The organism is Pseudonocardia sp. CA-107938, from assembly GCF_050936315.1.
Lineage (GTDB): Bacteria > Actinomycetota > Actinomycetes > Mycobacteriales > Pseudonocardiaceae > Pseudonocardia.
Genome location: NZ_JBNJNA010000001.1, coordinates 6,032,118 through 6,054,050, shown reverse-complemented (window position 1 = coordinate 6,054,050; position 21,933 = coordinate 6,032,118). Strand labels below are relative to the sequence as shown.

The following is a 21,933-nucleotide window of genomic DNA, read 5'->3' as shown; positions in this document are numbered from 1 at the left end:
TGCCGGGAACGAAGTGCCGACGGCACAGAACGGGGCGGACATGGCAGTCCTGATCGTCGGGGCCTCCGTGGCGGGGGTTCGCGCGGCACAGGCGCTTCGCTCGGCGGGGAGCACCGCCGAGATCACGGTCCTCGGTGAGGAGCCGCACCATCCCTACGACAAGCCGCCGCTGTCGAAGGAGATGCTGCTCCCTGGCGGTGACGGGGCGGCCGTCCCGCTGCTCTCGGAGGAGGACGTCGCTCACCTGGGGCTCGACGTCCGGCTGAACGTGCGGGCCACGGGCCTGGACCCGTGGAACAGGACGGTGCGCACGGCCGACGGCGGGCAGACGGACTACGACGAGCTGATCATCGCCACCGGCGCCGCGGCCAGGACGCTGCCCGGGACCGAGGGGATCGGGGGCGTCTACACCATCCGCACCGCGCAGGACGCGATCGCCCTGCGAGGCGAGCTCGAAGGTGGTCGGCGGGCCGTCGTGATCGGCGCCGGCTTCATCGGAGCCGAGTTCGCGTCGGCCGCCAGTGCCCACGGTGTCGACGTGACGATCGTCGAGCAGCAGGAACAGCCCCTGGCGTCCGTGCTCGGCGCCGAGGTCGGGCGGGAGATCGCCGCGCTGCACACCGCGAACGGCGTCGCCCTGCTGACGGGGGTGGCCGTCGCAGGCGTCGAGGCCGACGAGCGCGTGCGGGGGGTCCGGCTGGCCGACGGCCGGCTGCTGGCCGCCGACGTGGTGGTGGTGGGCATCGGGGCTGTGCCCGGCACGGCGTGGCTGGCCGGCTCCGGACTGTCGACCGAGAACGGTGTCCTCTGCGACGAACGGCTCCGGGCGGTGGGTGTCGACCACGTGCACGCCGTCGGGGACGTCGCCCGGTGGCCACACCCGTTCTACGGGACCGGCATGCGGATCGAGCATTGGACCAACGCCAACGAGCACGCCGCCGTCGTCGCCGCTGACCTCACCGGCGGTCCGATGCCCCGCCCGACGCTCCCCTACGTCTGGTCCGACCAGTACGGGCGCCGCATCCAGATCGTCGGCCGGCCGGCTGCGGGCACTCCGGTGCTGGTCAAGCCGGGTCCGGCTCCGCTCGCCGTCTACACCGACCCGGGCGGGGTCCTCGTCGGCGCCGTCGTTGTCGACGACCCGCGCGCCCTCATGAAGCTGCGCAAGGCGGTGCTGGCGCGCCTCCCGCTCGCCGAGCTCGACCTGGCGGGCATGGCCGGCGTCCGTACCAGCACGGCCGCAGGATGAGCGGTCGCGGTCGCCCGTCGGGGCCGCGCCCACCAGACAAGGAGGAACACCATGACAGAGGTCATCGGCCTCGGCCTGACCCACTACCCGATGCTGTCCGGCACCGATGCGGGCATGGCCGGTCTGCTCCGGTCGACCCTCAAGGACCCCGACATCCCCGCGGAGAAGAAGGACCCGCGGAACTGGTCGGAGCTCGCGCAGCGCGAATGGGGTGACGACACCGGCACCACGGCGGCGGCGGGGCACCGGGCGCGGCTGCTCGCAGGGCTGAAGCACTGCCGGGAGGAGCTCGACGCCTTCCGCCCGGACGTCCTGCTGGTGTGGGGCGACGACCAGTACGAGAACTTCCGCGAGGAGGTCATCCCGTCCTTCTGCGTCCTGGCCTACAACGACACCGTGGTCGAGCCGTTCGGGGTCCTCAAGAAGGTCGGCGCGACCAACCACTGGGGACTGCCCGACGACGAGACCTTCACGATGCTCGGCAACCAGCAGTTCGCGAAGGACATCGCCACCGGCGTGCTCGCGAACGGCGTGGACACCGCCTACTCGTACGAGCAGCGCAAGGGGGAGTACTTCCCGCACGCCTTCGCCAACACGCAGGTCTTCCTGGACTACGAGAACGCGGGTAGGAAATTCCCGTACCCCATCGTTCCGCTCGCGGTGAACTGCTACGGCGAGCACGTCATCGCCCGCCGCGGAGGGATGGCCAGGTTCGCCGAGATCAACGCGGGCGAGGTGCTCGACCCGCCGGGGCCGACGCCGCAGCGCTGCTTCGAGTTCGGCCGGGCCGTGGCGAAGGCCGTGCGTGGTCGCCAGGAGCGGGTCGCGCTCGTAGCCTCGTCGAGCTGGTCGCACGCGTTCCTCAACGACAAGGACTGGCACCTGCGCCCGGACACGGAGTCGGACCGCCGCTTCTACGACGCCCTCGTCGCAGGCGACTACGACGTGTGGACCTCGGCGACGGGCTCGGAGATCATCCGGGACGGGCAGCACGAGATGCTGAACTGGTTCTGCCTGCTGGGTGCCATGTCCGAGCTCGGGCTGAGGCTGGACTGGAGCGACTTCGTCGAGACGGAGATCTTCAACTCCAACAAGGCGTTCGCCGTCTTCAAGTAGCGTGCGGGCACCGCGTTCCGGCCGTCGGGAAGTGTTGTTGATCCACGGGGCCGAGGCGGAGGAGCGTCGAGGGATGGCGAGACCTGTCGGACCCACGGTGGACGTTCACGCGCACTTCTTCCCCCGGGACCTCCCTGATCTTCGGGTGTCCGCGGGCGACGCGCGATGGCCGGTGCTGGAGATCGACGGTGACGAGGCGAAGATCGTCGTCGACGGTGTGGTGACCCGCCGGGCGGGGAGCTCGTTGTGGGACGTCGGGGCGCGCGTCGCCGCCCTCGACGCGGTCGGTGTGGACGTGCAGGTCATCTCGCCCGTGCCGATCGCGCTCGTCCCGTGGGCGCCCATCGAGGCGGCGATGGGGTGGGTGGAGTCCCTCAACGAAGGGCTCGCCGATGCCGTGCGCGCGTCGTCGGGGCGACTGGCCGGGCTGGGCGCCGTGCCGCTCGGCCCGGACGGATCGTCGGTGGCCGCCGCGGTCGCCGAGGCCCGTCGCATCCGCGACCGCGGGCTGGTCGGCGTCGAGATGTCCACGCTGCCCGGCGGGCGCGAGCTGGACGACCCGGCGCTGGATCCGTTCTGGGCCGCGCTCGACGAGCTCCGGCTGCCCGTCCTCGTCCACCCCACCGACACGCAGGCCGTCCGCCGGGCCGGGCAGCCCTACGAGTTCGGCATCGGGATGCTGACCGACACCGCGTTGGCAGGTTCGGCGCTGCTGTTCGGCGGGGTGCTCGGCCGCTTCCCCCGCCTGCGCATCGCGTTGTGCCACGGGTGCGGCGCCCTGCCGTGGACCTTCCACAGGTCGCTCTTCGTGGCGACGAGACAGTCGGGCATCGACCTCGCGGTGGCCGAGGAGCTGGTGGGACGGCTCTGGACCGACACGCTCGTGTTCGACCCGGAGCACCTCCGCCTGGTGACGGCCCGGGTCGGTGTCTCCCACCTGATGCTCGGAACCGACGACCCCATGGTCCCGGGTCGGCTGCAGACGGCCGAGACCGAGGTCCGCGAGGCGGTGCTCCGGGGGGTCCTGCCCCCGGAGGCGCTCGCCGACGTGCTCGGCGGCAATGCGTTGCGTTTCCTCGGTTTCGAGCCCGAACGACAGTGAACAGCGGGGCCGTGTCGCGGCAGGCGGCCGCCCCGACCCAGTGACCTCCTCTCGCGGCGGACCGGACTCCGGTCCGCACGGCGACCGTACGGAAGGGTCAGGTCCGCAATGGACGAACGGCAGAGACTCGCGGGGAAGACGGCGGTGGTGACCGGCACCAGCCCGAACATCGGGGGTGCGTTCGCCCTCGGCCTCGCGGCCGCCGGGGCGAAGGTCGTCTGCACCGACATCGATCCCCAGGTCGCGCAGAAGTGCGCCGACAGCATCACGGGCTCGGGCGGGCAAGCCGTCGCCGTCGCCGGCGACGTCACCGATCCGGAGCACGCGCGGGAGGCGATCGCCCGGGCCATGGAGCTCGGCGGGCACGTCGACGTGCTGGTCAACAACGCCGTCTGGTTCAACCAGAAGGGGCTGCTCACCATGCCCGTCGACGAGTACCGACGCCAACTGGACGTCATCCTCGCCGGGGGTTTCCTCTTCACCCGCGCGGCCGCGGAGTCGATGATCACGACCGGTACGCAGGGCAGCATCGTCAACATCCTGTCCACCGCCGCGTGGCAGGGGCAGCCGGGCAACATCGGCTACTCCACGGCCAAGAGCGGGATGATCAACTTCACCCGGTCGGCCGCGATGGACCTCGCCGAGCACGGGATCCGGGTCAACGGGCTCACCCCGACGGCGACCGCGCCCGACGATCCCGAGGAACACGCCCGCAAGGCGGCGGCCGCGGGGACGAGCGGGCCGTCGATGGACTTCACCGGCCAGTTCCCCTGGAAGCGGCTGCCCACCACCCGGGACTACGTTCCCGCCCTGGTGTTCCTGGCCTCCGACGACGCCGCGATGATCACGGGCTCCAACATCACGGTCGATGGCGGGGCGACGGCGAAGTACTGGCCGTGGCGTCCGGGCCTGCAGTGACGAGATCGGCCCCGCCGGTCGGTGTTCCGGTCGGTGATGCAGGCCCATCGCGCCGTGGCGCGCCCCCTCGACCCTCGCAGGGGCAATCGACGACGGCGCCTTGGGGATGGATCGCGGCGTGATGCCAGGGGTGCCCGCGGGGGCTGCCGCGATGGCCTTGCTGAGCAGTTCCTCGTCGTCGCGGGCGACCGGCCAGAACCTGGGGCCAACGGGGGGTGCGCAGCCGAACCGAGAGCGAAGAATGACGAGGCCCGCATCGGTCCCGGGAACGACAGCCCGGCCCGCTGCGGGCCTCGACGCTCTGCGACCTGCTCGCATGTCGTTCTGATCGGTGCAGCAGGGAGGGGTGCGATCGGTCGTTCCGGCGTCCGGGACACGCGATGTCGCACCGCGAGCGGCCCCCATTAGCGTCGCGACCATGAAGGCCGCAGTGCTGCGAGAGTCCGGTGGCGTCCCCGTCGTGGAGGACGTCGATCGTCCAGGTCCTGTCGACGGTGGTGTGCTCGTCGACGTCGCCGCAGCCGGCATCAACCCGCATGACCTTGTCGTCGCGGCGGGCGTGGCCGCCCCCGCGCCCGTACCGTACGTACCCGGTGTCGAGGGGGTCGGTCGGACCCTGGACGGGGTCCGTGTCTACTTCGGCTGGGCGATCACGCCGCACGGATCGTTCGCCGAACGAGCGGTCGCCGCCCGCGACGCCGTTCAGCCGATTCCGGACGAGCTCTCCGACGGCGCCGCGTTGGCGGTGGGGGCGGCCGGGGTGTCGGCGTTCCTCCCGTTGACCTGGAAGGCGCGCCTGCAGCCCGGCGAGACCGTCTTGGTGCTGGGCGCGACCGGCGCGGTCGGGCGGATCGGTGTGCAGGTAGCCAAGCTGCTGGGTGCGTCCACGGTCGTCGCTGCGGGGCGGAACCATGACGTTCTCGCCGAGCTGCGGGATCTCGGTGCCGACGAGGTGGTCGCGCTGGAGGACGACTACCCCGCTGAGCTGCGTCGCGTCGCGGGGGAAGGGTTCGACGTCGTCCTGGACACGCTGTTCGGCGAGCCGATGGTCGCTGCGCTCTCGGCGACCCGATCCGGCGGACGGCTCGTGAACGTCGGCATGCGTGCCGGCCGCCGGGTCGACCTGTCCGGCCTGGCTCTCAAGGGACGCGACCTCCTCACGTACAGCGGGAACGACGTCCCGGCCGAGATTCGGCGCGCGGCGTTCAGTCAGCTTGTCGACTACGTGGTCGCGGGTCGCATCCGGCCGTCGTTCCACGAACTGGGGCTCGACGACGTGGCCAAGGGCTGGAAGTCGCAGGCCGAAAGCCCCGGGACGAAGCTGATTCTGCGTCCGTGAACGGGGAGGGCGAGGCGCGGGAGCAACTCATGCTCCACGACCTGCCGGATCCGAGCGTGGGTGACCGCACGGAGCCGGGATCTGCGGTGCGGTGTCGGCGATGGTGGCCGAGCTGCTCGAGCTGCCGGCACTGACCCACACTCGGGAGCTCGTCGAGGGGTCCACTGCAACCGTCCTGGGCGCAGGAGTCGCTCCTGATCAAGCGCGGCGGGTTGGGTCGGTGTGGCCGAGGTGCTCGCGGCAGGGGAGCGCGGGGGGACCTTCCTGCCGCCACCGACGGTGGTGGCGCTGCGCGTCCTGGACGTCGTCACCACCGCGGTGACCGAGGCCTCGAAGCGCCGATCGATGGCTGCGGTGGATCCCGCGGTGGATCCCGCGGTGGAGCACAGCCCGGACGGACCCGTCGTGGTGACAGGGGAAACGAGGTGGTCGTGGTCCCGTCAGCGGGCCGTGACCTTCCCCGTCGTCCAGGTCCTGTCGGCGGTCCTGTCCGGGGTAGCCGCAAGGACGGGGGGCGTGCCGGCCTCGATCACGACGGGAAGCGGTGGCCGCATCGCAGCGCCACAGCTCGCACGAGATCATCGGGAGGGAGGCGGCCGGCCCGAGCCCCGCCTCAGGCCGGTGCGCCGGGCTCGGCGGACCCGCGCGGCGCCGGGAACGGACCCGGCGCCGCGGGACCTCGGGCCTCAGACCGCCGCGGCCGGATCGAAGCGGGCGCGGAGCAGGTGCTTCTGGACCTTTCCGGCCGGGGTCCTGGGGAACTCGTCGACGATCAGGATGTGCTCGGGGTGCTTGTTGCGTGCAAGACCCCGGTCAGTGAGGTACGTGTCGAGCTCGTCGATCCCGGGCACCTGCTCGGCGTCGGCCGCGGGGATGACGATCGCGCCGACTCGTTCGCCGAGCCGTGGGTCCGGGACCCCCACGACAGCCACGTCCTCGATCTGCGGGTGGCTGCGCACCTCGTCCTCGACCTCGCCTGCCGAGATGTTGACGCCACCGCGGATGATCAGGTCCTTGATCCTGCCCTGGCACCGCAGGAAGCCGTCCTCGTCGAGGTAGCCGAGATCGCCCGTGAGCATCCAGCCGTCGGGGACCGCGGCCTCGGTGAGATCGGGGCGCTCGTAGTAGCCGTGGAAGAGCGCGGCACCGCGGACCTCGATCTCGCCGATCTCGTGGGGGGCGGCGTCGTGGCCGTCGATCGTGCGGATGCGCAGCTGCCAGCCTGGGACGACGCGGCCGTCCGAGCTGACGATCTTCTCGGCCGGATCGTCGGGCCGCACGATCGTGACCATGCCGGTCTCGCTCATCCCCCACACGGGGCAGATCGAGACGTTCGGGAGCGCCTCGCGCGCGGCCTGCGCGATGCTCGGAGGGATGGGTGCGCCACCGCAGGCGAACACCCGCAACGATCGCAGACGCTGCCTGTCCGGCTCCGGCAGCTTGCTGAGGTCGTAGAGGAAGGGGGTGGCCCCGAGTGCCCAGGTCGCCCGGTGTCGCTCGATCAGGCGGGCCGCCTCCGTCGGGTCCCACCTGTCCAGCAGCAGCAAGGTGGTGCCGAGTGCGAGTGCGAGCCGCACCCCGTACTGCAGGCCGGAGGCGTGCGCCAGAGGTGACGGTGCGAACAGCACGTCGGACGAGTCGATCCCCATCTCGGCGGCGACGGCCTGAAGCGTGCCCCCGACGGTGCCGCGGTGGGTGTGCAGCACGAGTTTCGGCACCCCGGTCGTTCCCGAGGTCGCCATGACGAGGGTGACGTCCTCCGGGTCCGGCGGCGCTCCGAGCGGCGCCCCGGAGCGGTGGTCGACGGCAGCCCGAAGCGCGCCGTTCTCGATCGGCCACAGGAACGTCAGCGACGGGACGTCATCGCGCAGCCGCTCGTAGACGTCGATCTCGGGGCAGGCGCGGTGACTCGGGCTGCACACCACCGCGCGCGCACGGCTGGCGCCGGCGATCACCGCCAGCTCGGTGCCGCGGTAGTTGGTGGGCACGGCCAGCGTGATGGCGCCGAGCCTGGTCAGTGCCAGATGGCTCAGGACGAACTCGTAGCAGTTGGGCAACTGCAGGACCACGACGTCGTCGGGGCGCAGGCCGTCGTGTTGCCACTGCGCGGCGAGCGCGGTCGCCTCCTCGACGAGGGTGCCGTAGGTGATCTCCCCGTTCGCCGGGCACACGACGGCGGTGCGCTCCGCCGGGGCGGCCGTCGCGAGGTCCCAGAGGGTCTGGGGCTCGTACAGGCCGGCAGTGGTGAGCTCGGCGAGGAAACCCTCGTCGACGATGGCGTCGGCACGCATGCTGATCTCCTTCGATCGGTTCGAGTCATGGGGCGGCCCGTCCCTCGGCGGGCGCGCGGTAGGACTCGGGAACTGGGGGACGTCCATCCCCGGCGACTCCCTCAGTCCCGACGCCGGATGCGGTTCAGTCGGGCCCGCCGGTCGGCGTCGTCGTCGTTGTTCGCGCTGCCGAAGCGGTTGTACTCGAGCTCCAGGCGTCGACCGACCCCGAGATCGGCCTGGCTGCCGAGGTTGATCAGGCGCTTGATCGTGGTCACCGAGCGGGCGGAGTTCTCGCTGATCTGCTGCGCCACCTCGAGCGCGGCCTTCTCCAGGTCCTCGCGCGACACCACGCGGGAGACGAACCCGATGCGGTGGGCCTCCTCAGCCGCCATGGGCCGACTGGTCAGCATGAGGTCGCGGGCGACGAACGGGCCCAGACGCCGCGGCATGCGCTGGCTCTCCCCACCGGTGGGCACCAGGCCCAGCAGCGCGTGCGTGTCCCGGAACCGCGCGTCCTCGGCAGCCACGACGATGTCGCAGCAGTAGGCCAGCAGGAACCCACCCGTCGCGGCCCAGCCCTGCACAGCGGCGACGACCGGGACCCGCACCGTCTCCAGCCGTTCCCACAGGTCGCTGCGCCCCACGTCGTAGCCGTCCTCCTGGAAGTGCTCGTCGAAGTCCGCCCCGGCGGAGAAGGAGGTGCCTGCGCCCTGCAGCACGAGCACGCGGACCTCGGGATCGTCGTCGGCCCGGTTCAACTCGGCGACGAGCGACTCGACCAGCTCGCGGGAGAGCGCGTTCCGCTTGTGCGGACGGTTCATGGTCAACCGGCGGACTCCCGGCGACGGCTCGTCGATGATCAGGACTCGTTCGGTACCGGACTGTGCGGCGGAGCCGTTCATCGATCTACACCGTCCTGACTCGACGGGATCGCGCCCTCGCGACCCCTATTTCATGATTACTGTGCGGTCCTATCGCATCGATTCGCGGCGACGAGGACGGTAGTTCAGCGCGTCGACCGCCTGCGGCACCATCTCGGGCAGGATCGTGACCGGTGTGTGCTTCGCGTTGTAGGCGTCGAGCAGCCCCATGTACTGCAGCTTCGTCGCGTCGAGGCAGCTCAGCGTGTACACCCCGGGCAGGGAGTCCTACGCGCTGCCGGCGATCGTGATGGCGTCTGGGGTGATGACCGGCGCGAACCTGATCAAGGGCACGTCCAGCCCCTGCTCGACCATCGTCGTGGCGATGAGCCCGTAAGGCTGCCAGCATCGTGACCGCAGCGATCGCGGCGACTGTCCACTGTGCTCGACGCACGCGCCCTCCGTCATGGGAATCGACGTCGCCACCGACGCCCGGACCCGTCGGGTGGAGGTCGCCAAGACGCGACCCCACTGGCTAACTATGGCTACTGTAATGTTCGTATGCTCTAATTCACAAGAAGGTGCGCAGCGCTCCCGAGCAACGGCCGTCAACAGCCTCCGGTTGGCCGGCCGAGTCGGAGCGGTCCGAGGGCGGGTCTCGTCCACTGGTCGGGCGCCGGCTGGGTCCGGTTCCACGGGCACGGCGTTCCGAGAACCGGAACTCGAGGTGGGCCCCGCCGGCGGTGCGGCCTAGCGTCCCGTCCCGCCGCGATCATCCGGGTCTGAGCGGGACGCGCGACGGATCCGGGCGCACCGATGCCGGAGATGCACGAAGGATCCGGTGGTGGCAGTGCCGGTGCCCGTCGTCATGGGAGCGGGCGCGGGGTCCGCTCGGCCCCTCCACCGGCACGTGATCCGTCCGTCGAGGAGAGGAAGCGACCGTGACTGACGATCATCCGGGCGAGCACCGGATCACGGACCGGGAGTTCCCTGTCGACCGGAGTCTCGTCCTCGCATTCGCGCATGCGATCGGTGAGCAGAACCCGGTCGTGCTCGACCGGGAGGTGGCCCGGGCTGCCGGTCTCCCCGATCTCGCCGCCCCGTTGACGTTCGTCCAGGCGAGCGCCCACGTCGACCCGGACTACCAGCTGCGCCCGAAGGCGGACGAGCCGTGGTTCGGTTCCGCCGGCGGCCCCGGAACACCGCACCCGGCGCTGGCCAACACCCTGCACGGCGAGCAGCACTTCGAGTATCACCGGCCGCTCGTCGTGGGCGACGTGCTGACGTGGGAGGTCGTCGACGGGGAGCAGTGGACCAGGACGGGCCGGGCCGGCGGGGTGCTGGAGTTCACCGAGCGGATCACCCGGTTCCGCGACGCGGCAGGGCAGCCAGTGGTGACGGCCCGTGCCGTCCTGGTGCGCACCGAGAAGCGGCAGGGGGAAGCGTGAGAGCCCGCACCTTCACGGTCGGGGACCGTTACACCAGGTCGCTCGTCGAGGACCTCACGCGGACCCGGCTCGTCCAGTACGCCGGCGCGTCAGGCGACTTCAACCCCCTGCACAGCGACGAGCGGCACGCCCGCGAGGCCGCCGGCCTTCCCGGGGTTTTCGCCCACGGGATGCTGACGATGGCCATGACCGGGACGCTCCTCGGTGACGTCGTCGGGATCGAGAACGTCACGCGGTTCGGCGGTCGGTTCAAGGCCCAGGTGTGGCCCGGGGACAGCTTGAGCGCATCGCTCAGCGTGACAGCTGCGTCGAGCACCCCGACCGGAGCTGTCGCGTTGGAGCTCGACCTGCGGACGGTGAACCAGCACGGGGTGGAGGTCTTCACCGCCACCGCCCGTGCCGTGGTCGACGACCAGCACGCGCCATGACGTCGAGATCGCAGGAGGCGGTTCCGTGACGTCGTTCGTCCGCACCGAGGTCCACGGGGACGTGCTGCTGGTGGTCCTCAACCGGCCGGAGAAGCGCAACGCCTTCAACGCCCGGATGAACGGCGAGTTCGGCGCGGCTCTCGCCGCCGGCCAGGAGCACGGCTGCATCGTGATCACCGGGTCCGATCCGAGCTTCTGCTCGGGCCTCGACCTCCGGGCGGATCCGGCCGATCTGCCCAGCAGCGGGTACGAGGTGGGCTGGGCCGAGATGCACCGTTCGCGCGTTCCGATCATCGCGGCCGTCAACGGCCCGGCCGTCGTCGGAGGCTTGGCCATGGTCGTCAACGCCGACTTCGCCGTCGCCTCGGAACGCGCGACCTTCCGGGACACCGAGCTGCAGGTCATCGGGTACGGCAACCGCGAGCTCATGTCGGGGCTGCAGCGCCGTGTGGGATCGGCATGGACCCGCCAGATGACGTTGACCGGTCTGCCGGTCGATTCCGGTACGGCGCTGCGCATCGGGCTGGTGAACGAGGTCGTCCCGCACGAGCAGGTCGTTGCTCGAGCCCTCGAGCTCGCCGGGGCGGTCGCGGCCCAGGACCCGGCCGCCGTGAGCACGATGCGCCGGGAGTGGGACGCGGTGGCGGGACTACCTCCGGCCACGGCGTTGTGGCTGCACGAGGACTACTTGCGACCCTTCGCCGACGCACCGACCGCGTTCCTCGACGAGTCCCGGGTCAAGGGTCTGCTCGGCCGGAAGTGAACGCGTCAAGATCCTGACGTTCAACGCCCACACGCGCTCAGCGCGATCTCGACGGAGACGGCCCGCGCACTGGCGGCAGTGTTGCGGGCCGCCGACTCCGATGACGGCGTTGCAGTGATCGTCCTGATCGGCCAGGGCGACGACGCGAAGGCGGCACCCGCGGCGCCGTCGTGGAGTTGACCGCCCACCTGACGATGGAGAGCGGCCAGTACCGCAACCGCAACGTACCGCGCTCCGACCTCCACGACGGCCGACCCGCCCTGCACCGGGAGTACTACAACCCGACCCGGTCCGCGTAGGCGTTCGACGGTCCGATCGCAGGCCGATTCCGACTCGAGGCGCTGTGCGGCTCGCCGTCGACGCCATCTCGCCCCTGGTGGCGACGCGCATGTCGCCCGGACCTCCGTCTCGTCGACCCGCCGCTCGACGGAACCGCGTGTCCGCGTCCCGCGTGGTCCCCGCGCTGGTCCACCTCGCACGGGTCGTGCCGCCTCGACGGCCAGGTGCCCTACGCGGCGGGCGGCCGGGTCGCCCGCACCCGGTACTGCATGACGCGCAGGTGGGGCTCGGCGACGCTGACGGCCGAGGACGTCGCTGCGCACATCGACGACATCTGCGAGCGCGACGGCTCCTTCGTGCTGGGGAACTCGCAGGAGCAGTTCCGCCACATCCGGACGACACCGGCGGACTTCCACGAGCTGTCCCGGCTCGGACGCGGCGGCGCCGAGCTCGACGCCTGACACCTGCCGCAGCCCGGGTCCGATCTCCTCCCGCTCGGCCCGTCCCGGTCCGCGGCGGTGCCCGAGCGACCGATCGGCGCCTATGGCGATCGAGAGGTCCAGCCGCCGGAACATCGGGTTGTTGGTCAATCGCCGGCGTCGCAGTCTGCTCGGGACGAGGTTCGATGCAGGTCCTGTCGCATCAGCCGCCGCTCGATCGACGAGGAGGAGATCGGTGTTCCTCACGAACCGACGTGCCGCCGGCATCGCACCCACGCTTCGCCACATCTGCGCCACCACTCGGTCGCGCCAGGAGCCCGCCCATGCCGGCCCGCGCCGGGGCAGGCGGATCAGGATCGCTGAGGAGCGAGAATGTCCTTCACCTTCGAGCTGAGCCCGGATCTCGCCGAGTACGGGCGGGCCGTACGGGACTGGGCGGTTGCCGAGGTCCGGCCGCACGCGCGTCAGGCCGACACCGCGAAGCGGCCGCCGGAGAACCTCCGGGCCATCCTCGACACCGCGCCCGTTCCGCTCGGGCGGCTCGACGTCCCCGATGCCGAGCCGTTCCCGAAGTTCGAGGAGGGCACCTGGGTCACGAAGCTGGTGTGGGCAGAGGCTCTCGCGTACGGCGACATCTGGGTCCAGCCCACGATGGGTGGCGGGCTCGGTCACCTCCCGGTCGCGAGCATGGGCACGAGTGAGCAGCGGCGCCGCTGGTACGAACCCGCTGTGGCGGGTGGCGGTCTCACCCTGGCGTTCGCGCTCACCGAGCCCGGGTTCGGCTCGGACACCTCGCTGGTCGCCACAACCGCGGTCCAGGACGGGGACTCGTGGGTGCTGAACGGGTCGAAGATCTACTGCACCGGTGGAGCGACGGCCGACTTCATCACCGTGTTCGCCACCGTCGACAAGTCTCTGGGTCCCCGGGGGATCTCCGCGTTCGTGGTCCCCCAGGACACCCCGGGGCTCGTCATCGTCAAGCGGAACGAGGAGAAGCTCGGGATCCGCAGCTGGGTGACCTCGGCGCTCGGTTTCGAGGACTGCCGGATCCCGCTGGAGAACCGGCTCGGGTGGGACGAGAACGGGCCTGCCGACGACGAGGACCTGGCGGGCGGCCAGAGCGGTGCGCTCGGTGCCCTGTCCCAGAACCGGCCCACGATGTCGGCGATGGCCATCGGCATCGCCCAGGCGTCACTCGACACCGCGACCGAACTGCTCCGCGAACGCCGCGCCGGGTTCACGGTGCAGCGGTGGTCGGCGATCGAGTCCGAGCTCGCCCGCATGAACGCGGTGCTCGAGCGCAGCCGCAAGGTCAACCTGCAGGCGCAGTGGGTGGCCGACAAGGCCGCGGACGACCGGCTGCTCCCGGCCATCGCCAAGGCCTACGGTCCGCCGAACACCGAGCGCGTCATCAGGCGCAGCATGCAGCTGCTGGGGCCCGAGGGACAGAGCACCGACCTGCTGCTGGAGAAGTGGTACCGCGACTGCAAGATCATGGACATCTTCGAGGGCTCCGGCCAGGTGCAGCGCCTCATCGTGGCGCGCGGCCTCGTCGGCCGTGCGGCTGGGTGAGGGAGAAGCCGATGACCAGCACCGAGACCGAGACCGCAGGAGCGGTCGGGGTGACCGACGCCGAGCTGCGCCGCATCGAGCAGTTCCTCTATCGCGACGCCGATCTCCTCGACGACTGGAAGCTCCACGAGTGGCTCGCCAGATTCTCCGCCGACGCGCACTACCTGGTGCCCAGCACCGACCTGCCGACCGGTGATCCCGACACCGACCTGATGCTCGTGTCCGACGACCGGTTCCTGCTCGAGCAGCGGGTGAACTCGCTGCTCACCCGCGCCGCCCACGCGGAGTACCCGCACTCCCGGACCAGGCGCATGATCAGCAACATCCGGGCCTCGCAGGTCGGTGGGCCGCGTGACCTCCGCGAGGTGACCGCGAACTTCGCGCTGTACCGGACCCGGCCTGGGGTGCTCGACACCTACGTCGGGCGGTACCGGATGCTGCTCGCGCCCGACGCCGAGCACGAGTACGTGTTCGTGCTGCGGCGAGCGGAGCTCGTCCTCGACTCCCTGCGGCCGCACGGGAAGCTGAGCGTGATCCTGTGATCGCGAGATCGCGCGACGGGTCCCGACACCCGTGACCCGGATCGAGCCCGCGCTCAGCACCGTGCCCCATGCGGGCGGCGTGCTCTCGGTCGCGGAGATCCGCCTGGGCGGCACGCCGCGAGGGACGGTCGTCGTCCTCACCGACTCGAGCGTGCTCGGGTACGCGGTGGTCGACGTCCTGAACCGGCTCGCCGAACACGGCTACTGCGCACTGGCTGCCGAGATCGGGCCACCCGACGGGCTCGGGGTGACGGATGCGGTCGCCGCCCTGCTCGACCGGGTTCGGGCCGCCGGCGTCCCGGATGCCCAACTCGGCGTGGTCGGCTACGGCGAGGGAGCCAGCACGGCGCTCGCCGTCGCCTTCGACACCGAGGTGGGCGCCGCGGTAGGGGTGGCCGCCTCGCCGGGGCCCCTCCCCGTCGGCGTCGACACCCGGTCGTTGAAGGCCCCGTGGCTCGGGTTGTACGCGGGTGCCGGCGAGTACGGCGGGGCGCTGCGAGCACTGCTCGACCGGCAGGCCGTCTACTCCCGCCTGGTGCTCTATCCCGGAGCGACACCGGCGTTCCACCGGTCGGACGGTCCTGCTGCGGACCACGCCGTCGCCTTCGACTCCTGGCAGCGCACGATCGAGTGGCTCAACCTGCGGGTCGAGCCCTGCCTGACGCCCTTCGCGCGGAGTTGGGCTTCGCGAGAGCGCGCGCGGCCGCGCTCACCTCGAACTCGCCGGAATGGAGACTGAGATGTCCGAGTACGTCATCGACGACCGCGATATGCCCAAGTTCCGCGTCAACCGCGCGGCGATGACCGACCCCGCGGTCCTCGAGCGGGAGCGGGAGCGGATCTTCGACAGAACCTGGCTGTACATCGGACACGAGACCGAGCTGACGAAGCGCAACGACTTCCTCACCCGCAACGTCGCCGGTCGTCCGATGATCTTCTTCCGGGACCACGAGGGGAAGATCCAGGTGTGGGCGAACTCGTGCCCGCACCGGGGAGCGATGCTCTGCCGCGAGAAGCAGGGCAATGCCCGGTTCATGACCTGCTTCTACCACGGTTGGGCGTTCAACAACGCGGGCAAGATGGTGTCGATGCCCAGCGACGAGGCGTACGGGCCGGACTTCGACCGGCCCGGCCTCGCCGCACCGGCTCGCGTCGACTCCTACCGCGGGTTCGTGTTCGTCAGCTTCGATCCCGAGGTCGAGGAGCTGGTCGAGTACCTCGCTGGTGCCCGCGAGTACATCGACCTCGTGATGGACCAGTCCGAGGTGGGCATGCGCGTCGTCCCCGGGACCCACGAGTACAGCGTGAAGGCCAACTGGAAGCTGCTCGTCGAGAACAGCGTCGACGGCTACCACGCGATCACCACGCACCAGCGGTACTTCGAGATGATCGTCGCTGCGCGCGGTGAGATCCCGGCCGGCGCTCTGGCCAGGTCGTCGAGCCTCGACCTCGGCAACGGTCATGCCGTCGCCGTCGGTGAGCCCGTCGGCGACGGGCTGCTCGGGCGTCCGCTGTCCGAGGCGGCGAAGGCCGAGCGCGCCGCCCGCTTCGCCCGCCTGCGCGAGCGCTACGGCGACGCCTGGGTCGACCGCATGGACGGCACCCGCAACCTGATCATCTTCCCCAACCTGGTCCTCATCGACCTGGTGATGGGCGTCGTCGTCCGCAAGATCGACCCGGTGACACCGGACTACATGGAGGTGACCGGCTGGGAGCTGGTGCCGGCCGAGGACGGGCCCGAGCTGACGCGTCATCGCCTGGACGACTACCTCACGTTCTGGGGTCCTGGCGGGCTGGCGACCCCCGACGACGTCGAGGCGTTGGAGACCTGTCAGCGCTCCTTCGCCACTCGCGCGGAGCTGCCGTGGTCGGACATCTCCCGCGGCATGAACACGGCATCCCCGGTCTCCACCGACGAGCTGCAGATGCGGGTCTTCTGGCGGCGCTGGAACGCCCTGGTCACCGGCGAGCAGCTCCCCGACGAGCCGCACGACCCGCCGTCCGCCTTCTACCTGGGGCAGCGGCGCGAGCCTGCCGAGGGGGTCGTCGCGGCCGCCGACGCCTGATGCCTCATGGGCTCGGCGCGGTCACCGCCGGCCCAGAGGCGTTCGAGACCCGGACGGACCGACTGCGGAGGGGTCGGCCGTGGCTCGCTCGACCCGTACGGCGACCGCGGAGAAGGCGGGCATGCCCGTCAGCGCGTCGACGTCGGCGGTTCCCGAGGTCAGCAGGTTGACGTTCGTCTCCTCGAACCCGTGGGGGACGGCGACCACCCCGCGAGCCAGGCGGGGATCCACGCGGAGCCGGGCCCGCACGGCCCCGTTGGCGCTGCTGACCACGATCTCCGCGCCGTCGGTGAGGCCATGCTCGCGCGCGTCGTCGGGGTTCATGGACGCGACGTCGAGGCCCGCGTTCGGGGACAGTGACGTCAGCTGGGAGTTGAAGTGGGTCAACCGCCGACTCGGTACGAGGCGGAGCGTCCCCGGCGGCGGCGCGTGTGCGGCGCGCAGCGCGTCGATCAGCGGCGATGGGGCGAGGTTCCAGCCGCCCCGCTCGGCCACTCCACGGCGCACCCAGCCGATGGCGGGTTCGGGGTCGACGAGCACCCGGGCGCCGGCCAGGGTCGCGAAGTCGCTGCGCGCGGACCGCATGGCGTCGGCGAAGACGGTCTCGGCGGAGTACGGACGGCCGTGCATGAGGTCGTGGCCGAGTCGACTCCCGAGCTCGGTGAGGATGCGCCCCAGGTCGCGGCGGTCCGCGGCGGGCGCGACGACCGCCGGCGTGTACTGCGCGGCGATGTCGGGTGCGTACTGGTCGGTCACGAAAGTGATGTCGGCCCGTTCGAGCTGTGCGGCCGCGGGGAGCAGGTGGGTGGCCAGCTCCGTCATGCCGTTCTCGACGACGTCGGCGACCGCGAGCACGTCGACGCCGCCCAGCGCGCTGCGGGCCCGCTCGGCATCCGGCAGGCAGGAGGCCAGGTTGGCCCCGAGCACGACGACCGCGCGGACGTTGCCGGCCTCGATCTCGTCGAGCAGCGCCACGGCCGGGTACTCCCCGTACTGGCGGGGCAGCTCCGGCCGGCTGCGCGGGCCGGGAGCCGGGCGGTGCTCGCCGCCCCGCCACCGCCCGCGGTCGAGCGAGCGCAGGAACCCAGGATTGACCAGGGTGCCGCCGGCCGCGTCCACCGAGTCGGTGATCACTCCCAGCACCAGCAGAAGCCACTGGGCGAGGGCCCCGTCCGGCGACATGGTGACCCCGGTACCGGTGACTCCTGCGAACCGCCGGTGGCGGACCAGCGCGGCGCGGAGATCCTGCAGGTCCGCGAGGGGGATGCCGGTCACGTCGGCCGCGTGGGGAAGCGTGAACCGTTCCACGGCCTCGGTCAGGTGGTCGAGGCCGGTGCAGGTCCGCCCGAGCGCCGGCCGGTCGATCGTGGGCAGCAGCTCGCGGACCATCGCCGCTAGCCAGATGTGGTCCGTCCCGGGGCGCGGTGCGAGGTGTCGGGTGGCGAGACCGGCCGTCTCGGTCCGCCGTGGATCGACCACCCACACCTCACCGTGTTCGAGCAGGGTCCGCAGGCGGGCCCGGGGGTTGGGGGTCGCGCTCGTGTGGCCGTGGGACACCACGGGGTTCGATCCGACGAGGAGCGTGAGCGAGGTCCGGGCGTAGTCCGGGTGCAGGGCGAACAGCCCGGGCTGGCCCGCGACGAGCGAGCCGACGAGCGGCTTGGCCGGCGCGTCGATCGTCAACGAGCTGTAGAGGCTGCGCGTGCCGACGGCCTTGGCCAGGGCCCGCCCGAGGAGCGTTGCGGCGGCGTCCATGCCGGCCCCCGAACCGTTGAAGAACGCCACGGCGTCCGGCCCATGGCGGGCGATGATCGCCTCGAGCCGGCCGCCGAGGTCGGTGTAGAGCTCGTCCCAGGTGACCGCGCGTCGGGTGCGGGGCCGACCGATGCCCGGGTGGTCGAGCCTGAGCGGATCGGCGTGGGCGAGCGGGAGCGCGCGCCCCTTCGCGCAGGTGTAGCCGGCCGAGAGCGGGTGCGCGGCATCGCCACGAACTTTCACGACCTGCTCGTCGACGACGTCGACGAGCAGGCCGCAGCCCGCGACGCAGATGCGGCAGTAGGTCGATCTGGTGCTGCTCACCGAGGCGCTCCTTGGGTCGGATCTGCCGTCTTCTGGTGTCGGGTGCAGATCCCCGTCAGCCCGCGCGCAGGACCGCGCGCGCGACGACCAGCTGCTGGATCTCCGCAGTACCCTCCTCGAACCAGAAGCTGCGGGCGTCGCGGTAGATCCGTTCGATGGGCGCGTCGGTCGTGTAGCCGTAGCCGCCGTGCACCCGCAGCGCCCGGTCGGTCACCCGCCCGACCATGTTGAGGCAGAACAGCTTTGCGGTGGACGCCTCCGCGGTGTACGGCTCGCCCTTCTGGAATCGCTGCGCGGCGTGTCGCACCAGGAGGCGTCCGGCGTTGACGTCGGCGTGCATCTCGGCGATGTGGCCCTGGACGGCCTGCCGAGAGGCGATCGGCTGACCGAAGGTGACGCGGCGCTGGGCGAAGGCCACCGCCTCGTTCAGGGCCCGTTGCGCGATGCCGACCATGGAGTTGGACAGCGAGACCCGGCTGTAGTCGAGGAAGCTTAGGGCGACCTCGAGCCCCTGTCCGACCTCGCCGAGCCGCTGCCCGTCCGGCACCTCCATGTCGTGGTAGCGGAGGAACGCGTGCCCAGTGCCGTGGCAGCCCATCATCGACTGCGACGTGTCGATCTCGAAGCCTGGGGTGCCGCGAGGGATGAGGAAGGCGGTGAGCGAGTCCTTCGCGCGCCGGTCGTCGGTGGCGACGACGAGGATGAACCAGTCGCCGCGGTCGGCGAAGGTGATCAGGTGCTTCTCGCCGCTCAGCTTCCAGGAAGCACCGTCGCGAACTGCCCTCGAATGCAGGTCGCGACCGGTGCCGCCGGTCTTCTCGGTGAGCGCGAAGGCCGGAACGACGGCTCCGGCCGCGATCCGGGGGATCAGCTGCCGCTGCTCGTCGTTGCCGAACCACGCGATGGGTCGCCACAGTCCGTTGGTGTGGTGCACGAGGAGCCGGCCCGAGCCTGACGACATCGCCGCGACCTCGAGGTAGGGCAGGTAGTCGAGCATCTCGAGCCCGAAGCCGCCGTACTCGACGGGCACGGTGAGCCGGTAGGCGCCGAGCTCGGCAACCTGCTTCAACAGGTCGTCGGGAATCCGGTCGGTGCGCTCGATCTCGGGTGTGCGGGCCTCGTAGGTGTCCAGGAAGAAGGACCGGAAGGCTTCGAGTGCGGGTGTACCAGACATTGTTCTCCTCGATGCGCTGAGTCCTGCGAAGGGCGTCGCCGGTGGGGACGCACGATCAGGGGGCGACCAGCACCTTCATCGGTGCCGTCGGCCCGGGGTCGGCGAACCAGCCGGGCACAGCGTCCAGGCCGATGGTGGGTCCTGCGAGGACCGACGGGTCGAGGACACCGGACGCGAGCATCGACACCGCGCGGGCGACGTCGCCGCGGTAGCCGATGGAGCCGAGCACGGCACGCTCGCTCAGGACCAGCCGGCGGAGATCGAGGACGGCCGGGTCGGCGTTGATCGCGGGCACGACGACCCGCCCGCCGGGGCGCACCACCCGCAGCACGGACTCCAGGGCCCCGGGTGCGCCCGAGCACTCGAACCCGACGTCCGCGAAGCTCCGCAGCTCGCGGCGGGCGGCCGACGGTGGGAACGGCCGGGCCCCGGCGTCGGCCGCCCGGGACCTCCGCTCGGGGTCGGGCTCGAGGACGATCACGTCCGCGGCACCGGATGCCCGGGCGGCCAGCACGACTCCCGCGCCGATCGGGCCGAATCCGCTGACCAGCACCCGCTCACCCGGACGCAGGCCGGCCCGGTCCATGGCGTGCAGCGCCACCGACAGCGGCTCTGCCAGCACGGCGTGCTCGTCGGGCACGGAGTCCGGGACCGGGACCAGATTGCTGACGCGCACCGTCACGAACGTCGCCAGTCCACCGTCGGCCGACACCCCGAGGCAGGCGGCGGTGGAGCACAGGTTGCCCTCGCGACGTCGGCACGCCCGGCAGCGTCCGCAGGAGATCGTCGGATCGACGGCGAACCGGTGCCCGAGCAGCTCCGTGTCGCGGGACTCGCCGACCGAAACGGCTTCGCCCACGATCTCGTGGCCAAGGGTCACGGGCGCGCACCGTCCGGTCAGGGGATGCGGCTCACCGGGGATGAGCACCGGACCGGCCAGGAACTCACGCCGGTCGCTGCCGCAGAGACCGACGCGGCGGACCCGCAGGATCGCCTCACCGCGCGCCGGCTCCCCGGGGTCGGGAGTCTCCTCCACGCGGACGTCGCCGCGCCCGTACCAGCGCGCCGCGCGCATCATCCGGCGGTCCTGCGCGGGGCGAGCACTTCCCGGCGCTGCAGGTCGTCGAGGTCGGCGTCGGTGTAGCCGAGCTCCGCCATCACCTCACGGGTGTGCTGGCCCTGCACCGGCGCCGGAACGGTCTCCGCGGGCCGGACGCCGTCGATGAGGTAGGGCGCTGCGGTCACCGGCATGTCCAGGCCCGGGACGTCCTGCAAGTAACCCAGCTCCTTGGCGTGCGGCGACGCGAAGGCCTCCGTGTAGGTCTGAACGACCTCCACGCACGTGTCGTCGCCTGCGAACAGCTCCCTGGCCTCCGTCCGGGTCAAGGTGGCGAAGCGCGCGGTCAGCCGCTCCCGGACGAACTCCGCGTCGGCGCGGCGCTCCACCAGCTCCGGTTCCCCGAGTAGGTCGCAGACGGCGCGCCAGAACTGCGGCTCGACAGCGCCGACCGTGACGTAGCCGTCCCGCAGCGCGTAGACCGAGTACACCGGGACGGCCCCGGCGTACTCCGCAGTGCCCTGGTCGGGTTCGGGCAGCCCGCCGAGCAGGTCTGCGACCAGGTTGGAGGGGACCAGGGCCGCGCCCTCGGCGAGCGCGGTGTCGGCCCGCCCACCTACCCCGGTGCGCTGGGCACGCAGCAGGAGCGCCATGACCGCGAGCGCGGTGTTGAGCCCGCCCCCGATCAGGTCGGCCACCGCCACCGGCGGAACCGGGGGCGCGGATGCCGGTGTGCCGAGGTGGTGCAGGAGCCCGGAGAAGGCGACGTAGTTGAGGTCGTGGGCCGCGCGGTGGGCCAGTGGCCCGGTCGGCCCGTAGCCGGACAGGTTCGCGTAGACGAGTCGCGGCCGGCGCCGGCGCAGGACGTCGAAGCCCACCCCGAGCCGGTCCAGAACGCCCGGGCGGAAGGACTCGACCACCACGTCCGCGGTGTCGACGAGACGGAGGAACGCTTCGCGGCCCTCCGCGGCCTTCAGGTCGATCACGATCGATCGCTTGGCCCGGTTCACGAGGTGGTGGAGGGCCCCTTGGCCGTTGACCTGCACACCGAAGCTGCGCATGTAGTCACCGGCGCCCGGGTCTTCCACCTTGATCACGTCGGCGCCGAAGGACGCGAGCACCCAGGTGCTGTAGTTCCCGGGCATCAGCCGGGTCAGGTCCAGGACCCTCGTCCCCTGCAGCGGGCCGGCCGAGGGCTCCTCGCCCGTGGGCAGCGTCATGGCAATCT

21 protein-coding genes are annotated in these 21,933 nt (G+C 71.5%); 15 read left to right on the top strand and 6 right to left on the bottom strand.

The annotated features are described in order from the left end of the window. Positions 1 to 40 precede the first annotated feature (40 nt). The 5 genes from ACQEVB_RS29950 to ACQEVB_RS29930 all read left to right on the top strand — a co-directional run bounded on the left by ACQEVB_RS29950 (position 41) and on the right by ACQEVB_RS29930 (position 5,724). Positions 41 to 1,249, top strand: a complete 1,209-nt coding sequence (locus ACQEVB_RS29950) for an NAD(P)/FAD-dependent oxidoreductase (protein ID WP_432978454.1) — start codon at positions 41 to 43, stop codon at positions 1,247 to 1,249. A 51-nt stretch (positions 1,250 to 1,300) separates the two neighbouring features. Beyond that, on the top strand, positions 1,301 to 2,365 hold the full coding sequence (locus ACQEVB_RS29945) for an extradiol ring-cleavage dioxygenase (protein WP_432978452.1): 1,065 nt from the start codon (positions 1,301 to 1,303) through the stop codon (positions 2,363 to 2,365). Between the two features lie 97 nt (positions 2,366 to 2,462). Continuing rightward, positions 2,463 to 3,467, top strand: a complete 1,005-nt coding sequence (locus tag ACQEVB_RS29940) for an amidohydrolase family protein (RefSeq protein WP_432978449.1) — start codon at positions 2,463 to 2,465, stop codon at positions 3,465 to 3,467. Between the two features lie 108 nt (positions 3,468 to 3,575). Further along, the gene (locus tag ACQEVB_RS29935) at positions 3,576 to 4,385 is read left to right on the top strand and encodes an SDR family NAD(P)-dependent oxidoreductase (RefSeq protein ID WP_432978446.1); all 810 of its coding nucleotides are present in this window, start codon (positions 3,576 to 3,578) and stop codon (positions 4,383 to 4,385) included. A 499-nt stretch (positions 4,386 to 4,884) separates the two neighbouring features. After that, the gene (locus ACQEVB_RS29930) at positions 4,885 to 5,724 is read left to right on the top strand and encodes a quinone oxidoreductase family protein (RefSeq protein WP_432978443.1); all 840 of its coding nucleotides are present in this window, start codon (positions 4,885 to 4,887) and stop codon (positions 5,722 to 5,724) included. 686 nt (positions 5,725 to 6,410) lie between these two features. Here the strand turns inward: ACQEVB_RS29930 and ACQEVB_RS29925 are convergent. Both ACQEVB_RS29925 and ACQEVB_RS29920 read right to left on the bottom strand, forming a co-directional pair. Next, a complete protein-coding gene (locus ACQEVB_RS29925) occupies positions 6,411 to 8,015 on the bottom strand; it encodes a class I adenylate-forming enzyme family protein (RefSeq protein WP_432978440.1) in 1,605 nt (534 codons plus the stop codon). Between the two features lie 101 nt (positions 8,016 to 8,116). Beyond that, positions 8,117 to 8,899, bottom strand: coding sequence for an enoyl-CoA hydratase/isomerase family protein (locus ACQEVB_RS29920; RefSeq protein ID WP_432978437.1), 783 nt, complete (start codon positions 8,897 to 8,899; stop codon positions 8,117 to 8,119). A gap of 187 nt (positions 8,900 to 9,086) precedes the next feature. Between ACQEVB_RS29920 and ACQEVB_RS29915 the strand changes: the two genes are divergently transcribed. The 10 genes from ACQEVB_RS29915 to ACQEVB_RS29870 all read left to right on the top strand — a co-directional run bounded on the left by ACQEVB_RS29915 (position 9,087) and on the right by ACQEVB_RS29870 (position 16,395). Then, positions 9,087 to 9,254, top strand: a complete 168-nt coding sequence (locus ACQEVB_RS29915; RefSeq protein WP_432978434.1) for a hypothetical protein — start codon at positions 9,087 to 9,089, stop codon at positions 9,252 to 9,254. Positions 9,255 to 9,798: 544 nt separating this feature from the next. Further along, positions 9,799 to 10,305 carry an FAS1-like dehydratase domain-containing protein gene (locus tag ACQEVB_RS29910; RefSeq protein ID WP_432978431.1) on the top strand — a complete coding sequence of 169 codons (507 nt, stop codon included), beginning with the start codon at positions 9,799 to 9,801 and terminating at the stop codon, positions 10,303 to 10,305. Beyond that, positions 10,302 to 10,733, top strand: a complete 432-nt coding sequence (locus ACQEVB_RS29905) for a MaoC/PaaZ C-terminal domain-containing protein (RefSeq protein ID WP_432978429.1) — start codon at positions 10,302 to 10,304, stop codon at positions 10,731 to 10,733. The genes ACQEVB_RS29910 and ACQEVB_RS29905 overlap by 4 nt, the downstream gene beginning before the upstream one ends. A gap of 25 nt (positions 10,734 to 10,758) precedes the next feature. Beyond that, positions 10,759 to 11,496, top strand: coding sequence for an enoyl-CoA hydratase/isomerase family protein (locus ACQEVB_RS29900; protein ID WP_432978427.1), 738 nt, complete (start codon positions 10,759 to 10,761; stop codon positions 11,494 to 11,496). A 170-nt stretch (positions 11,497 to 11,666) separates the two neighbouring features. Beyond that, positions 11,667 to 11,795 (top strand): hypothetical protein, encoded by a 129-nt coding sequence (locus tag ACQEVB_RS29895; protein ID WP_432978424.1) that lies wholly within the window; start codon positions 11,667 to 11,669, stop codon positions 11,793 to 11,795. A 249-nt stretch (positions 11,796 to 12,044) separates the two neighbouring features. Continuing rightward, positions 12,045 to 12,236: a hypothetical protein gene (locus ACQEVB_RS29890; RefSeq protein WP_432978421.1), complete on the top strand. Its 192-nt coding sequence runs from the start codon at positions 12,045 to 12,047 to the stop codon at positions 12,234 to 12,236. A gap of 351 nt (positions 12,237 to 12,587) precedes the next feature. Further along, positions 12,588 to 13,787 carry an acyl-CoA dehydrogenase family protein gene (locus ACQEVB_RS29885; protein WP_432978418.1) on the top strand — a complete coding sequence of 400 codons (1,200 nt, stop codon included), beginning with the start codon at positions 12,588 to 12,590 and terminating at the stop codon, positions 13,785 to 13,787. 11 nt (positions 13,788 to 13,798) lie between these two features. Then, positions 13,799 to 14,329: an aromatic-ring-hydroxylating dioxygenase subunit beta gene (locus tag ACQEVB_RS29880; RefSeq protein ID WP_432978415.1), complete on the top strand. Its 531-nt coding sequence runs from the start codon at positions 13,799 to 13,801 to the stop codon at positions 14,327 to 14,329. A gap of 31 nt (positions 14,330 to 14,360) precedes the next feature. Beyond that, positions 14,361 to 15,068: a dienelactone hydrolase family protein gene (locus ACQEVB_RS29875; RefSeq protein ID WP_432978412.1), complete on the top strand. Its 708-nt coding sequence runs from the start codon at positions 14,361 to 14,363 to the stop codon at positions 15,066 to 15,068. A 1-nt stretch (position 15,069) separates the two neighbouring features. Further along, positions 15,070 to 16,395: an aromatic ring-hydroxylating oxygenase subunit alpha gene (locus tag ACQEVB_RS29870; protein WP_432978409.1), complete on the top strand. Its 1,326-nt coding sequence runs from the start codon at positions 15,070 to 15,072 to the stop codon at positions 16,393 to 16,395. A 21-nt stretch (positions 16,396 to 16,416) separates the two neighbouring features. On the opposite strand, the gene ACQEVB_RS29865 is transcribed toward ACQEVB_RS29870, so the two are convergent. The 4 genes from ACQEVB_RS29865 to ACQEVB_RS29850 are packed head-to-tail and all read right to left on the bottom strand — an operon-like array spanning position 16,417 to position 21,925. Then, positions 16,417 to 18,474 (bottom strand): molybdopterin-containing oxidoreductase family protein, encoded by a 2,058-nt coding sequence (locus ACQEVB_RS29865; protein ID WP_432978406.1) that lies wholly within the window; start codon positions 18,472 to 18,474, stop codon positions 16,417 to 16,419. A gap of 55 nt (positions 18,475 to 18,529) precedes the next feature. Further along, complete coding sequence (locus ACQEVB_RS29860) at positions 18,530 to 19,648, bottom strand: acyl-CoA dehydrogenase family protein (protein WP_432978403.1); 1,119 nt, start codon at positions 19,646 to 19,648, stop codon at positions 18,530 to 18,532. Positions 19,649 to 19,703: 55 nt separating this feature from the next. Further along, positions 19,704 to 20,726: an alcohol dehydrogenase catalytic domain-containing protein gene (locus tag ACQEVB_RS29855; RefSeq protein ID WP_432978400.1), complete on the bottom strand. Its 1,023-nt coding sequence runs from the start codon at positions 20,724 to 20,726 to the stop codon at positions 19,704 to 19,706. After that, positions 20,723 to 21,925: a CaiB/BaiF CoA transferase family protein gene (locus ACQEVB_RS29850; protein WP_432978397.1), complete on the bottom strand. Its 1,203-nt coding sequence runs from the start codon at positions 21,923 to 21,925 to the stop codon at positions 20,723 to 20,725. Before ACQEVB_RS29850 ends, ACQEVB_RS29855 begins: the two co-directional genes overlap by 4 nt. Between the last annotated feature and the right edge of the window lie 8 nt (positions 21,926 to 21,933).

What these genes read in the sequence shown, in the direction of transcription:
- ACQEVB_RS29950 (WP_432978454.1), top strand. Translation starts at nt 41, where the DNA reads ATGGCAGTCCTGATCGTCGGGGCCTCCGTGGCGGGGGTTCGCGCGGCA.
- ACQEVB_RS29945 (WP_432978452.1), top strand. Translation starts at nt 1,301, where the DNA reads ATGACAGAGGTCATCGGCCTCGGCCTGACCCACTACCCGATGCTGTCC.
- ACQEVB_RS29935 (WP_432978446.1), top strand. Translation starts at nt 3,576, where the DNA reads ATGGACGAACGGCAGAGACTCGCGGGGAAGACGGCGGTGGTGACCGGC.
- ACQEVB_RS29925 (WP_432978440.1), bottom strand. Translation starts at nt 8,015, where the DNA reads ATGCGTGCCGACGCCATCGTCGACGAGGGTTTCCTCGCCGAGCTCACC.
- ACQEVB_RS29920 (WP_432978437.1), bottom strand. Translation starts at nt 8,899, where the DNA reads ATGAACGGCTCCGCCGCACAGTCCGGTACCGAACGAGTCCTGATCATC.
- ACQEVB_RS29915 (WP_432978434.1), top strand. Translation starts at nt 9,087, where the DNA reads ATGTACTGCAGCTTCGTCGCGTCGAGGCAGCTCAGCGTGTACACCCCG.
- ACQEVB_RS29890 (WP_432978421.1), top strand. Translation starts at nt 12,045, where the DNA reads ATGACGCGCAGGTGGGGCTCGGCGACGCTGACGGCCGAGGACGTCGCT.
- ACQEVB_RS29885 (WP_432978418.1), top strand. Translation starts at nt 12,588, where the DNA reads ATGTCCTTCACCTTCGAGCTGAGCCCGGATCTCGCCGAGTACGGGCGG.
- ACQEVB_RS29880 (WP_432978415.1), top strand. Translation starts at nt 13,799, where the DNA reads ATGACCAGCACCGAGACCGAGACCGCAGGAGCGGTCGGGGTGACCGAC.
- ACQEVB_RS29870 (WP_432978409.1), top strand. Translation starts at nt 15,070, where the DNA reads ATGTCCGAGTACGTCATCGACGACCGCGATATGCCCAAGTTCCGCGTC.
- ACQEVB_RS29860 (WP_432978403.1), bottom strand. Translation starts at nt 19,648, where the DNA reads ATGTCTGGTACACCCGCACTCGAAGCCTTCCGGTCCTTCTTCCTGGAC.
- ACQEVB_RS29855 (WP_432978400.1), bottom strand. Translation starts at nt 20,726, where the DNA reads ATGATGCGCGCGGCGCGCTGGTACGGGCGCGGCGACGTCCGCGTGGAG.
- ACQEVB_RS29850 (WP_432978397.1), bottom strand. Translation starts at nt 21,925, where the DNA reads ATGACGCTGCCCACGGGCGAGGAGCCCTCGGCCGGCCCGCTGCAGGGG.